Origin of the sequence: Amycolatopsis tolypomycina (assembly GCF_900105945.1) — a bacterium.
Lineage (GTDB): Bacteria > Actinomycetota > Actinomycetes > Mycobacteriales > Pseudonocardiaceae > Amycolatopsis > Amycolatopsis tolypomycina.
Map to the genome: position 1 here is coordinate 2,638,105 of NZ_FNSO01000004.1, position 12,347 is coordinate 2,650,451.

Below are 12,347 nucleotides of genomic sequence, written 5' to 3' on the forward strand. Positions count from 1 at the left end.
TCGCGGCGAAGGGTCGCCGGGCGCATCGTGGGTGGGCGACGAAGCCGAGGGGGATGGCGCCATGGCAGTCCGGAAGCCGCCGGGATCCAGGGTTGGGAACAGCGAGCCGGCCGACGGCTCCGGGGACGTTCACCTCTGCCGGGCAGCGTTGCCGGTCGGGGTGGTGACGGCGTTGCTGGGCATGGTCGGCTTGGTGGCCGGGATTACGACACCGGCACGGTCCGGCGCCTTCTGCCGCGGCCCGTGCGTGGCCTACCCGTACACCGACGTGGCCGCGTTCGTGCCGCGGGACTACTGGTGGATGTATCCGGGACTCGCGTTGGCGCTGGTGGCCGTGGTGTTCGTGGTGTGCCTGGCCCGGTGGGCACCGTCCGGCCGCGGCGTCCTCGCCGTGGTGTCGGTGTGCTCGACCGCGATCGGCGCAGCGGTCCTCGTGGTCGACTACGGCGTCCAGCTCTCCGTTGTCCAGCCTGCTCTGCTGGCGCGGCAGACCGACGGGCTGACGCTGTGGTCGCAGTACAACCCGCACGGCTTGTTCATCGCGCTGGAGAACATCGGCTACGCGCTGCTCGGCGGGGCGATGCTGCTCCTCGGTGTCGCGCTGGCGCAGCACCGGGCACGGGCGCCGCGGGTGGTCGGCCGGGTGCTCGGGATCGGTGGCGCGCTGAGCATCGCTCTGCTGGTGGTCCTCGTCTCGATCTACCGCGCGGACCTGGATGTCCCCTACGAGGTGGCCGCCGTCTCGGTCACCTGGCTCGTCCTCACCGTGACCGGCACGCTGGTCGCGGTCCATTCCGCCCGGACCAGGCGGTCCGCGGCCGGCTCGGAAGCGAGGTGATCGGTATCGGCGCCGCGGAGCGGGTGAACGGGCTGCGCAAGCGACACGGCGACGTCGTGGCCGTGGACGACGTGAGCTTCGAACTGGGTGCGGGGGAGATCGTCGGCCTGCTCGGGCCGAACGGCCTCGGGAAGACGACGATCGTGGAGTGCGTGCAGGCCTGCGCCGGGCCGACCGCGGTGAGATCGACATCTTCGGCTCCGACCCTCGGCACGACGCGCCGAGGGTGCGCCGTCCGGTGGGTTGATCACTCTGTCCACGGTCGGCTACGACGGCGTGCTGCCGCACGACCGGGCCGGCGTGGCGGCCGGGTTCCTGTTGATCACCGCCGCGTTCGCGGCGCTGGGCGCGTTCCTCGGCGTGACCTTGCCGACGGCCCGGGCCGCGCAGGGCCTGGGAGTGCTGCTGTTCTTCGTCTTCCTCATGCTCGGCGGGGCGGGCCCGCCGCGAGAGGTGCTGGCCGGCGCGATGTCCACGCTGGCCGACGCCGTTCCGTTGATCTACGCCAGTGCCGTCCTGCGGGATGAGCGGTGTGCTTGCACCTCAGGCGGTCAGCGTGCGGTTCAGCCGCCACGAGGCCGCGGCCAGGAGAGCCGCCGCGAACGTGGCCAGCACCCCGAGGGGCAGGAGGATGTCGGCGAGGCCGCCACCGCGGGAAAGCAGCGTCGTCCACGCGTCGACCGCCCAGGCCTGCGGGGTGAGGTGGCCCAGCGCGCGCACCGCGTCCGGCACGATCTCCAGGGGCCACATGCAGCCGCCGAGCATGCCGAGGGCCACGCCGGACGTCGTGCCGAGCGCGGCCGCCTGTTCGGGCGTGCGGAAGAGCGTCCCGGCGAACATCCCGGCGCCGGTACCCACCACCGCCCAGGTGAGGACCAGCGCCGCCGCGGCGACCGGGTCGCCCCAGCGCACGCCGAACAGCGCCGCGCCCGCCCCGACGATCAGTGCCGACTGCAGCAGCGCGAGGCCGAGGTAGTACAGCGACTCGCCGAGGATGATGTCGCGGGCGCGTACCGGCGCGGCCAGCACGCGGGTGTGGATCCCGAGCCGCCGGTTCTCCACCAGCGCCGCGCCGGCGGCGACCGAGTTGACGAAGACGAACAGCACCAGCATGGTCGGTGCGCTGTAGGTGAACCCGGCGGGCAGGATGTCGCTCGAACCGTTCACCACTTCACCGGTCACCGGCACCACCGGCACCACGCGTTCCACCGCGGTGGCGAGCGGCAGGCGCCCGGCGAGGTCGCCACCGGCCTCCGCCGCGGCGAACGCTGCGGCCTGCACGGTTTTCGCGTGGCGGGCGACGGCGGCGGAGACCGCCTGCGACGCGGCTTGCCCGCTGCCGGTGAACCCGCCGGCCAGCAGGGGCAGCCGGATGTCCCGGCCACTCGCCAGCGTCTCGTCGAACTGCGCCGGGATGAGGAGAACGGCATCGACCTCGTTGCGGCGCAACGCGTCCCTCGCGGCCGGTTCGCCGTCGAACACAGTGGTCCGCAGTCCTCCCGCGGTGCCGAGGTCCCCCACGAGCCCGGCGGCGAGCGGGCCCGTCGCCGGGACGACGCCGAGCCGGGGCGTGCTCTGCCCGCCGACGGTCGCGCCGATCACGAGGATCACGACCAGCGGCAGCAGCACCATGAAGAAGGCGGCGACCCGGTCGCGCAGCATGCGTTTCAGGGAAGCGCCGGCGATGGTGAGAACGCTCATCGGCGTGCCTCCAGGTTCCGCAGGACACCGGTCAGGGCGGTGAGCGCCGCGCAGAACGCGAGGATCGCCAGTACCGGCACGATCACACTGGTGCCAGGGGCACCGCCGGCCAGGTCGGTGAAGCCGCGCAGCGCCCAGCCGTTGGGGGTGAACAGCGCCACCGTGCGCACCAGCGGCGGCGCGGCGCCGGCGAACACGAAGTGCCCGCCGACGAGCACCAGCCCGAAGGTGAGCATCGCCGCGAGGCTGTCGGCCTGGCGCTCGGAGCGCGACACCGAGATGACGAACGCGGTCAGGCAGGCGACGCTCAGCGCGACGGCGAGGACCAACGCGGCGACGGCGGGCAGCGGTCCCCAGTCGGTGCCGAAGACGAGCGACGTGACCAGGTACACCGTGCCGAGCCCGGCGACGCTGTAGGCGAAAGTGGCGAGCGACTTGCCTGCCAGCACGGCCCACTGCCCGACCGGGGCGACGGCGATCCGGTCGAGGGTGCCGTCCCGCCGTTCGAGGAAGTACCCCCGCGCCGCGAACCCCATGGCGAAGAACAGGAAGAAGATGCCCATCGCCGGGGCGAAGTAGCCGACACCGGAGATCGGGCGGGTGCCCGACGCCTGCCGGACGACCTGCTCGGGCAGCCGCAGCGCGGCCGCGCGGGCGGCGAGGTCGCCGGTGGGCGCGCCGGCGGCGACCGCGGTCGCCACGGACAGGCGGTCGGCGTCGAGCTGCGCGGCGAACGACTCCGCGACCGAGCGCACCACCTGCCCGGCCACCGGGCCGTCCACAGTGGTCAGCACGGTCAGCGGTGGCGGGGTCCCGCCGTGGGCCGCGGCGGAGAAGCCGGCGGGGATCACCACGCCCGCGCCGGCGTCCCCGCGGTCCACCCGGGCACGGGCCTCGGCGGCGTCGGCCACCGGGGTCACGGTGAGCACCCCGGCGAGTTCGGGGCCGGTCAGGAAGGACGTGAAGGCCCGCGCGAGAACGCCGTGGTCCTCGTCGACGACGGCGACCTCGGCGTGGAAGGTTTCGGCACCGCCGAAGGCGATGCTGACCAGACCGGCGATCGCCAGCGGGGCCAGGAAGCCGAGCACCCAGGCGGACCGGTCCCGGGCGCGCTGACGCAGGTCCTTGGCGGCGATGACGAAGACGGGCCACATGGTCAGTCCCGCAGCGCCGTGCCGGTGAGGTGCAGGAACACCGCTTCCAGGTCCGGTTCGGTCACCTCGGCCGACCGGACGACCGCACCCGCCCGCTCGGCCGCGGCGAGCGCGGCGGGCAGCAGCCGCCGTCCGCCATGCCCGAGCAGGTGCACCTCGGTCCCGGTGACGTCGGCGCCCTCGACACCGGGCAGGTCCCGGCACAGCGCGGCGAACGCGGCGAGGTCGCCGGTCGCGGCCAGGGTGATCCGGTCCCGTTCGCCGAGCCGGTCGACCAGCTCGCGCCGGGTGCCTTCGGCGATCAGCCTGCCGTGGTCGATGATCCCGACCCGGTGGCAGAGCCGTTCGGCTTCGGCCATGTCGTGCGTGGTGTAGAGCACGGCCATCCCGCCCGCGCCGAAGCGGTGGACGCTCTCCATGATCGCGTGCCGGCTCTGCGGGTCCACGCCGACGGTCGGTTCGTCGAGCACCAGCAGCGTCGGCCGGTGCAGGAGCGCGGCGCCGATGTTGAGCCGGCGCCGCATGCCGCCGGAGAACGACTCCACCTTGTCCTTCGCCCGGTCCGCGAGCCCGATCAGGTCGAGGACCTCGTCGATCCGGGCCCGGAGCGCTTTGCCGCGCAGCCGGTACAGCCGTCCGAAGAAGGCGAGGTTTTCGCGAGCGGTCAGATCGGGGTACAGCGCGACGTCCTGGGGCACGTAACCGATCAGGCCGCGCCCCGCGGTCGAGGCCGGGCTGACCGTCGCGCCACCGACGACGACGTGTCCGGCGTCGGCGCGCAGCAGGCCGCACACCAGCCGGATGGTCGTCGTCTTGCCCGCGCCGTTCGGGCCGAGCAGCCCGTAGGTCTCGCCGGCCGAGACGGCGAAGGAGACGTCGTCGACGGCGGTCCGGTCGCCGAAGCGCTTGCTCAGCCCGCTCGCGGCCAGGACACCGGAGGTCGCGGTGTGGTCGGAGACTGCTGCCTGCTGCGTCACCGGTCCAGCATCGGCGCGGCGGCGCGAGCAGGGGAGGGCCGAAGGTCCGCGAGCCGGAGGACCGACGGTTCTGGCCGGCCCACGGGCCGCGGCGTCGACGCGGGCCACGGGGAACGAGTGAGGAGCCACGCAGGGCGACGACCGCCACCGTGGCCGCCGTGCTGCGGATCCGGCTGTTACTCGGGCCACAGGGCTCGTGCTCGCGGTGTCCTCCGCCGGGGCTGGCTCGGCCTGCTCGTGATCTCGGCGTCGCCGCCGCCCTGCTGCTCGGCCCGGTGGCCGGGGTGGTGGCCGACCGCCTGTCCCTGGAGACCACCTCCGGTGTCACGCCGGTGGTCTCCGCGCTGGTTGCGGCCGCCTTGTCCGGCCTGGCGGCCCCGGACACCGTCGCGCCGTACCTGACGCCGCGACGTTCCTGCTGAACGCCGTCGTGGTCGCCTTCGCCGGAGCCGGCGTGGTGATCGGCGCCGCCCAGCGCTACGCCCGGTCCGTCGGCGACGGCGACGTGGCGTTCACGGTGCTGTTCGCGGCCCTGTTCACCGGGATGGCCTTGGGCGTCGCCGGCGTGTTCGCCGGCCTCCGTGCGCCACCGCCGGGGATCCCGGCCGACCGGCTGGTGCTGCTCGGCGCCGGCGGCCCTGTCAGGCTGGCCGGGCTGGCCGGCCTGCGGCTGATCGACGCGTGAGCGAAAGGCCCTTTCAGCTCCCCGGGCGGTGACTTCCGGCCCTGTGCCGGTCCGGGATCGCCGAGGTCGGCTGGGGTGATGAACCGGATCGATGTCGACCGCGCGAGTCCCACCGACCGCGCCTTCCTCGCGATGGGCACCGGCGACGGCGGGCCGGTGCAGTTCGGTGTCCTCCTGCTGCTCGGCCGGGCGGCCGGCCTCGACCTGGTCCGGGTACGGCAGCTCATCGGCGAACGCGTCCCGGCGGTCCCGCGCCTGCGTCGCCGGCTGGTGCCGGCACCGCGGGGCGGTGGCGGCCCGATCTGGGTCGACGACCCGGGTTTCGACGTCCGCCGGCACGTCCGGCCGGCGGTGTGCGCGCCGCCGGGGGATGGGCAAGCGGTGCTCGACACCGCGCTCTCGTTGGTTTCGGCGCCGCTGCCCCGGGACGCCCCGCCGTGGTCGGCGACTTTCCTCACCGGGCTGGCCGGCGGGGAAGCGGCGCTGGTCGTCGTGCTCGACCACGTGCTCGCGGACGGGGTCGGCGGCCTCGCCGTCCTGGCCCGGCTGGTCGACGGCGGCGCCGAGACGGCCGCGGTCCCGTACCCCCGCCCGTGGCCGGGTGCGGTGGCGCTGCGCCGGGAAGCCCTGGCCGGCCGGCTGCGGTCGGTGCGCCGGATCGGGCCGGCCGCGCGTGCTCTCTACGCGTCGACGGCGGCCGCCGGCGGGCTGCACCCGCCCCGCGCCACCCCCTGTTCGCTGCTCGGACCGGCGGGCTCCCGCCACCGCCTCGTGGTCGTCCGGGCCGAGCTCGCGCCGCTGCGGGCCGCCGCTCACCGGCACGAGGCCTCGGTGAACGACGCCGTCCTGGTCGCTGTGGCCGGGGCCCTCCACCGGTTGCTGCGGGCGCGGCACGAAGACGTCCGGACGTTCGCGATCGGCGTGCCGGTGTCCGGCCGGGCGGCGGCGGATGCCTCGCACCTCGGCAACGCGGTCAGCCCGCTGCTGGTCACCGTCCCGGGTACCGGCGACGTGGCCGGGCGGCTCGCCCTCGTCGCGGCCCGGGTCCGCGCCTCGAAAGCGGCCGCGACCGGGCCACCGCCGATCGCCGTGCTGGGCGCGCTGTTCCGGCCGCTGGCCGCGCTCGGCCTCTACCGGTGGTACCTGGACCACCAGCGCCGGATGCACACGCTCGTCAGCCACGTGCGCGGACCGGCCGGGCCGGTGACGTTCGGCGGTGTCCCGATCGGCGAAGCGATTCCGCTCAGCGCCGGCGCCGGCGGGAACCTGACGGTGCTCTTCGAAGTGCTCTCCTACGCCGGGAACGTGGTGATCTCGGTGCTGGCCGACGCCGCCCGGTGTCCCGACCTCGGCGTGCTTGCCGACGGCTTGGCGGCGGAGCTGGACCTGGTGTGCCGAGAATCCCGCGAACAGAGGCCGAAATGACGGCCGGCGTGCGAACCCGCCGAACACCCGTCCGGCCCCGGCTCGCCGGGTACCTCGCCGGGGTGGTGGTCAACGGCGTTCTGCTCGCCCTGATCAACGGACAGCCCGGCTGGGCGGCCGTGCCGTTCCTGACGGCCGGGTTCTCCGCGGTAACCGGGGTCGTCGACCTCGCGCTGGTGACCGGCCTGATCACCGGCTACGTCCACCTGTGGCACGACCCCGAGTGGCTCGTCACCGTCGACGGTCTCGTGACGACGGGTGCCGGTCTGGTCGCGCTCGTGCGGATCTGGCAGGTCTTTCCCCTCGACTTCGGCGCGACGCCGGTCGACTGGGCCGCGGCGGCCCGGGTCGTGCTGGCGGTCGGCATCGCCGGATCCGTGCTCGCGTTGATCGCCGGGCTGGTGAACCTGGTCCGGACCGGCCTCCGCCGGCCGGCCGGCCCCGCGGGCGGTTCCTCCGGCGAGTGAAACGTGCGCCGGGGTGAAGCAGGCCCCGGCGGGCACGAGGACTCTCGAAAGCGGGCCTTTGCGTCCTCCCGTCGGCGTGCGGCGCACCGCTACGGTTCCCTCGACCGCTTGACCGCCGAGAACCACCGGACGCGTCCGAGGTGAGCCATGACGACCAGCGCGATCCTCTTCCTCACGAGTGTCATCGCCGTCGTGCTCGCCGGCCTCGGGGTGGTTTGGTTGCTCGCGGGCAGCGGGGCCGGCCGACGGTCGCCGGCCCCGGCGGGCGCGGGGCGGCGAGTGGTGCGGAGGACGGCGGACGATGAGCCGGCCGGACCTCGGCTCGCCGCGGTTCGTCAGCTCCTTCTCGACGAGCTGGAAAGCCGTGCCCCGGGGAGATTCCGGCGGTGGCTCGAGCGCGGCGCGATGGCCGGCCTCGATCCCGAGCCGTTCCTCGGCGCGGACCGCGGCGCCGTCGAGCCCGGACCCGGTGGCGCCGGCAGGCGGTGCTGACGGGCGGGCGGCGACGTTCTTCCGCCCGTGGCGGCGCTCGGCTCGGGCTGGTTTGTTGCCGGCGGCGGAAACCGGGCTTCTGCCCGGTCGGAAAGGCCGCGCGGTTCGTTGGCCCGAAGGGACTTTGTGCCCTACTTGGCGGCCTCGGGGTGTTGCTCCACGAATTCCGATCTGTGCCGGAGTCCGGCGGTATCGGCTGCGAGCCGTGCGCGAAAAGTCCGGGCCGGTGATTCCGCCTTTTCTCGCGCCCGCGGGCGGCCCGATCCGAGAGGAGCGAACGGTGACGATCTACCTGGAGCAACCGGCAACGTACGACCTGGTGGGCACCACCATCCAGGTGGCCGGGGTGGCCGGCGGGGCCTTCGAGGCGAACTTCGGCTACCGCGTGCACGAGGGCCACGACGAGGTCACCGGCTCGTTCCTGGCCGGCGACGGCACCGGTGGGCACGGCCAGTTCCAGTTCACCACCGACGTCAGCGGCGCGGCCTTCAAGCTGGACCGGTTGTTCGTGGAGCTGTTCACACCTCGCCGAAAGACGGTACGGAGCTGGACAAGGTGGTCGTGCCGGTCGTCTTCGGCCCGCGGATCGTTCCGGGCTACCAGAGTTACCTGGAGCACATCGTGGTGTCCGGTGAGACGCTGTGGGGCATCGCCGCCAAGTACTACGGGTCCGGCAATCTCTACCACCGCTTGGTGGCGGCGAACCCGGGCACGATCCCGAATCCGAACGTCATCCACCCGGGTGACCTGATTCGCGTGCCGCAGGGAGCCTGAACGTCCCGGGCCGGCCGTCACCGCGGGCGGCTCTCTCACCTTCCATGGTCGTCGGCGGTTCCGGGTGGGTGCAGGGCGAAAAGTTCTCTTCCGAAGGGAACAACGTCGTCCTGAGCGGGGGAGGGAGTCACCGCGAGCCGGTGCGTTCCGCAGCGAATGGCGCGAGCAGCTCGCGCAGTTCGTCCGCCGTCAACCGGCTGTGGGGACGGCGTGGCTCGGACGGCGGGGCATCAGCGTGGTCCAGCCCGAGCATCGCCAGGAGCTCCGCCGCGTCGTCACCGTCGCGTGCGTGCCGCCGCACCGTGCGGCTGGCGCGCCTTCGCTCCTCCGGTGACGGACGGCCGGTCGCGGGCATCGCGCTCCTTCCTCGAATACGGGCGGCTCACTCTTCCGGTCCCGACACGTCGAGCCGGTACCCGGGAACGAGCCGGGGGTGGCCCGGGGTGAACTCGACCCAGACCGAGCCCGGGCGGAGGTCAGGGGTCCGGCCGACCACGATGCCGGCTCGTCCGTCGAACCGGCCGCCGTGGACGCGCACGTGCAGGCCGCTGGGAAAACCGCCCGCGCGGGCGGGCCCGGGTTCGCGATCGTGGTGGAGGAATCCCATGTCACTTACCCTTCTCCGCGCTGACCGTCACCCGCAGGTAGCGGGCGATGCCGAAGCGGCACCAGGCTTGGGCGTAGGCGGGCGAAACCTGCGTGAAGGCCTCGGCCGCGTCGATGATCCGTGGCTCGGTCACCACGGAGGTGATCCCGCGCGAGCGGAGGTTCGCCGTCCCGGCGGCGAGGACGTTGCGCAGCCAGTCGACGTCGGTGCCGTACGGCAGGGGCACGACGAACCCGCCCGGCACGCGGCCGGCCACCACGGGTGTGGTGTAGGAGCGGCCCGACCTGCGCCCGACGTGCTCGAGTGCCGACGCGTACCAGTGCTTGCGGCCGGCGAGCAGGCACATGACCGGGTTGAGGACGTGCTTGTTGAACTGCCGCACCCGGTCCTTCGCCGGGTGACGCGGACGTGTTCCCCGCTCGTGGTCCTTTGTGGACATCTCAGGCCTCCTCGCGCAGCAGGCGGTGGTGGTACTTGGGTGGCGCCTGGAGGGGCTCCAGGACGTGCCCCAGGCGGCGCCGCGGTGTCGGCGGCAGCGGTGCGGACCCGGGTGCTGCCCACCCGACCCGCACCAGGGCCTGGGGATACGCCGGCGTGGTGCGGGCGAACTCCTCCTGGGTGTCCCGCGAAGCGGTGAGTGGACAGGACGCGAGCCCGAGCGCGGTCGCGGAGAGCAGCACCGCGCTGGTCGCCTCTCCCGCGCGCAACAGGGCCATCCGGTCGTCGGACGCCGTGGCCACCACGAGCACTTCGCCGCCCGTTCCGAGAGCGGCCGGCCGGGTGAGAAGTGTGCCTGGCCGCCCGTCCATCCCGTGCCGGACCGACCCCGTCACCACCTCCAGCCGGGCGCCTTCGCGGGTTGCCGCGCGAGCCAGCGCGTCGAGGTGCGCGCGCGGCACCGGCCACACCGCGGGCGGACGCCGGTCGGTGCGGCGGCGGGGAATGGCGGCCGCCAGGGCGGTCGTTTCCTCCCTCGGGCGCCCGGCGGGGCGCGGGGTCACCACGGCCAGGTGCGCGGGATCGTCCGGGTCCGGCAGCCGCTGTACTTCGGCACTCCAGCCCAGGGCGGCGAAGGCCACCCGGACGTGGTGCAAGGCCGCGCCGCAGCCGAGGAGCACGTCCCGCTCACCCGGTGCCGGCAGCGGGCGGTCCTCGTCCGCGAAAAGGTGCAGGGTGCTGTACCCGATCCGCCAGCACCACGGCTGGGCGTTGCGGGCGGACGGGGCACGCAGCGCGAGGGCCACCGCGGACTCCACGGTGGCGGTGTCCGGGATTCGTCGCTCCATCGGTTCGCCTCCGGTTCCCACGGTGGCAGCGGGCCGTAGTGCGCCGGGAGAGCCGGAGGGCCTCACGTCCGGGGACTTCGGGTCACCATGCCGCCGCGGTGGCCGGACGCCTTTGGTTCTCGAAGCCGGGGACTTCCGGACCTGGGAGAGCGGCTGCGCGGTGAACACGATCAGGGTATGAAGATCCGCATCAACACCAGCAAGAACGTCCACGGCGGCGACGACCTGGCCCAGCGCCTCGCAGGCGAGTTCGGGACGGCACTGGCGAGGTTCGCCGGGGAGATCGAGACCCTGCGGGTCCACGTCGGTGGCGACGCGAACCCCGGCAGCCGGCACCGGCGGTGCGTGCTCGAGGCGCACCCGGCCGGACAGGCACCGGTCGTCGTCATCCACCACGCGGAGACGGTGCTCGAAGCCTGCCAGGGTGCCGCGCACAAGCTGGAGAGCGTGCTCGAGACCAAGTACGGCCGGGCCCGGCACCGCAAGGGCGGGGACACCATCCGCCGGCCGCGGGTGACCAGCTGATATGGAGGGGTTGTTTGTCAAGCGGGCAGGCTGAAGTTGGCCCGGTGTGGTGGGTCGTGCCTGGTCACAGGGGTGCCGGCGGGAGACTTCGGTGTGCGGGGCGGTGTCGGTCGACGCGCGGTCAAGGCTGATATGCGCGGGTTGGTTGCCGCATGACCGGGTGTTCGTCGGGAGTGTTCCGCGGCTCTAGGGTCGAGCGTCGCACCGTCCACTGGGCTGGTGTTGCTCATAGCTGTATCGCGGGTCGCTCCTCGCGCTGCCTGCGCATGCCGGTCTCCCGCCGGCGGGTTTTCGGGGGTGTGTCAGCCCGTGCCGGGTTCTGTGTCCGGTTCCATGGTGGCGAGGCTCCAGCACCAGCCGGCCAGTTCACGGGCGACGGCGACCGTGCTGATCGTGGAACGTTTGCTGCGAGCGTCCAACCGTGCCCAGCGGCGGTGCAGCCGCCGGTTGCCTGCCTCGGCCCGTGCCCGGGCCACCGCCGGCTGCCCGTCCTGGCGGCGGATCAGTTCCCGGCTGAGCCGGTAGCGTTTGCGGTGATGCCAGGCGGCCTCGACCAGCAACCGCCTGGCATGGCAGTTCCCGGTCTTGGTGATCGCTGCTTGGCAGCGGTGCTCACCGCTGGAGGACTCCGCGGGGACCAGACCGACGTAGGCGCCGATCGAGGCACCGGTGAACCGCCGCCAGTCCCCGATCTCGGTCGCCAGGCCGAACGCGGTCAGCGTGCTCACCCCGCGCAGGCAGCCCAGCCGCCCCACCACCGCCGCGAACGGCGGTGCCGCGGCCAGCTCGGTGATCGCGGTGTCCAGCCGGGCCCGGCGGGCCTGCGTGACCAGCACCGCGTCATAGGCTTCCTCGAAGGCCGGCCGGACCCCGGCCCGGTCGAAGGCCAGCGACCGCAGCCAGACCTCGTGCGCCCCGGTCCACGCCGAGCCGTCATAAAGCAAACCTTGCCGCAGCAGCAACTTCGACAGCCGGTGCCGGGCCCGCATCAGATCCCCGCGGACATCCTCGCGCGCCCGCACCAGATCCCGCGCCGCTTCCTCGGCCTCACTCGGCACCCGCACCGCGGGCAGTTCCCCGATCCGCAGCAGCTGCGCCAGGCGCTCGGCGTCACGCCGGTCGGTCTTGACCCGGTCACCGGGCGGCCGTTCCAGCTTCGACGGCGCGACCACCACGCACCGGACCCCGGCCCGTTCCAGTGCCCGCGCCGGCCCGAACCCGGTCGGACCAGCTTCGTAGGTCACCGCCGCCGGAGCGGGCAGCGAACACACCCACCCCACCACCGCCTCCGTCTCCGGCGACAGCCGCAGCGACCGGGCCTCCCCGGCCTCGTTGTCGATCGCGCAGGCCACCACCGACCGGGCGTGAACATCCAACCCGACACACGTACGCTCGATAAACACCGGCGCCTCCCGT

At 73.7% G+C, this 12,347-nt stretch carries 16 protein-coding genes and 3 pseudogenes; 11 read left to right on the forward strand and 8 right to left on the reverse strand.

From position 1 onward, the window contains the following. Window positions 1-61 precede the first annotated feature (61 nt). The 3 genes and pseudogenes from BLW76_RS22055 to BLW76_RS50800 form a co-directional block, all read left to right on the forward strand. Window positions 62-838 (forward strand): hypothetical protein, encoded by a 777-nt coding sequence (locus BLW76_RS22055; RefSeq protein WP_143060663.1) that lies wholly within the window; start codon window positions 62-64, stop codon window positions 836-838. Between the two features lie 71 nt (window positions 839-909). After that, window positions 910-954, forward strand: a pseudogene (locus BLW76_RS50795) (hypothetical protein); the annotation flags it as partial. Between the two features lie 184 nt (window positions 955-1,138). Then, a pseudogene (locus BLW76_RS50800) lies at window positions 1,139-1,348 on the forward strand (ABC transporter permease); the annotation flags it as partial. A 33-nt stretch (window positions 1,349-1,381) separates the two neighbouring features. Here BLW76_RS50800 and BLW76_RS22070 read toward each other — a convergent pair. Genes BLW76_RS22070 through BLW76_RS22080 form a run of 3 tightly spaced genes read right to left on the reverse strand, consistent with a single transcriptional unit; the run spans window position 1,382 to window position 4,670 of the window. Next, on the reverse strand, window positions 1,382-2,539 hold the full coding sequence (locus BLW76_RS22070) for an ABC transporter permease (RefSeq protein ID WP_091310408.1): 1,158 nt from the start codon (window positions 2,537-2,539) through the stop codon (window positions 1,382-1,384). After that, window positions 2,536-3,693 (reverse strand): ABC transporter permease, encoded by a 1,158-nt coding sequence (locus BLW76_RS22075; protein ID WP_091310411.1) that lies wholly within the window; start codon window positions 3,691-3,693, stop codon window positions 2,536-2,538. Before BLW76_RS22075 ends, BLW76_RS22070 begins: the two co-directional genes overlap by 4 nt. A gap of 2 nt (window positions 3,694-3,695) precedes the next feature. Continuing rightward, entirely contained in the window at window positions 3,696-4,670 is a 975-nt protein-coding gene (locus BLW76_RS22080; RefSeq protein WP_244170265.1) for an ABC transporter ATP-binding protein, read from the reverse strand. Between the two features lie 158 nt (window positions 4,671-4,828). On the opposite strand from BLW76_RS22080, the gene BLW76_RS47900 reads away from it, so the two are divergent. From BLW76_RS47900 to BLW76_RS49780, 7 genes and pseudogenes are all read left to right on the forward strand, one after another. Next, entirely contained in the window at window positions 4,829-5,092 is a 264-nt protein-coding gene (locus BLW76_RS47900) for a hypothetical protein (RefSeq protein ID WP_143060664.1), read from the forward strand. A gap of 8 nt (window positions 5,093-5,100) precedes the next feature. Then, a complete protein-coding gene (locus tag BLW76_RS22085; RefSeq protein WP_091310413.1) occupies window positions 5,101-5,355 on the forward strand; it encodes a hypothetical protein in 255 nt (84 codons plus the stop codon). Window positions 5,356-5,433: 78 nt separating this feature from the next. After that, on the forward strand, window positions 5,434-6,780 hold the full coding sequence (locus BLW76_RS22090) for a wax ester/triacylglycerol synthase domain-containing protein (protein ID WP_091310415.1): 1,347 nt from the start codon (window positions 5,434-5,436) through the stop codon (window positions 6,778-6,780). Window positions 6,781-6,788: 8 nt separating this feature from the next. Then, complete coding sequence (locus BLW76_RS22095) at window positions 6,789-7,247, forward strand: hypothetical protein (protein ID WP_208613350.1); 459 nt, start codon at window positions 6,789-6,791, stop codon at window positions 7,245-7,247. 147 nt (window positions 7,248-7,394) lie between these two features. Further along, on the forward strand, window positions 7,395-7,739 hold the full coding sequence (locus tag BLW76_RS22100) for a hypothetical protein (RefSeq protein WP_091310419.1): 345 nt from the start codon (window positions 7,395-7,397) through the stop codon (window positions 7,737-7,739). Window positions 7,740-8,085: 346 nt separating this feature from the next. Next, a pseudogene (locus BLW76_RS50805) lies at window positions 8,086-8,202 on the forward strand (peptigoglycan-binding protein LysM); the annotation flags it as partial. A 98-nt stretch (window positions 8,203-8,300) separates the two neighbouring features. Further along, window positions 8,301-8,513 carry a LysM peptidoglycan-binding domain-containing protein gene (locus BLW76_RS49780; RefSeq protein ID WP_244170266.1) on the forward strand — a complete coding sequence of 71 codons (213 nt, stop codon included), beginning with the start codon at window positions 8,301-8,303 and terminating at the stop codon, window positions 8,511-8,513. Between the two features lie 127 nt (window positions 8,514-8,640). On the opposite strand, the gene BLW76_RS47905 is transcribed toward BLW76_RS49780, so the two are convergent. The 4 genes from BLW76_RS47905 to BLW76_RS22120 are packed head-to-tail and all read right to left on the reverse strand — an operon-like array spanning window position 8,641 to window position 10,406. Further along, a complete protein-coding gene (locus BLW76_RS47905) occupies window positions 8,641-8,868 on the reverse strand; it encodes a hypothetical protein (protein WP_143060665.1) in 228 nt (75 codons plus the stop codon). Window positions 8,869-8,895: 27 nt separating this feature from the next. Further along, on the reverse strand, window positions 8,896-9,120 hold the full coding sequence (locus tag BLW76_RS22110; RefSeq protein ID WP_091310422.1) for a hypothetical protein: 225 nt from the start codon (window positions 9,118-9,120) through the stop codon (window positions 8,896-8,898). 1 nt (window position 9,121) lies between these two features. Beyond that, entirely contained in the window at window positions 9,122-9,559 is a 438-nt protein-coding gene (locus tag BLW76_RS22115) for a nitroreductase family deazaflavin-dependent oxidoreductase (RefSeq protein ID WP_091310424.1), read from the reverse strand. 1 nt (window position 9,560) lies between these two features. Continuing rightward, the gene (locus BLW76_RS22120) at window positions 9,561-10,406 is read right to left on the reverse strand and encodes a nitroreductase family protein (RefSeq protein WP_091310426.1); all 846 of its coding nucleotides are present in this window, start codon (window positions 10,404-10,406) and stop codon (window positions 9,561-9,563) included. A gap of 177 nt (window positions 10,407-10,583) precedes the next feature. Here BLW76_RS22120 and BLW76_RS22125 point away from each other — a divergent pair, with 177 nt between their 5' ends. Further along, on the forward strand, window positions 10,584-10,931 hold the full coding sequence (locus tag BLW76_RS22125) for a hypothetical protein (protein ID WP_091310428.1): 348 nt from the start codon (window positions 10,584-10,586) through the stop codon (window positions 10,929-10,931). A gap of 302 nt (window positions 10,932-11,233) precedes the next feature. Here the strand turns inward: BLW76_RS22125 and BLW76_RS22130 are convergent, their stop codons facing one another. Beyond that, window positions 11,234-12,307 carry an IS110 family RNA-guided transposase gene (locus tag BLW76_RS22130; protein WP_208613352.1) on the reverse strand — a complete coding sequence of 358 codons (1,074 nt, stop codon included), beginning with the start codon at window positions 12,305-12,307 and terminating at the stop codon, window positions 11,234-11,236. Window positions 12,308-12,347 lie beyond the last annotated feature (40 nt).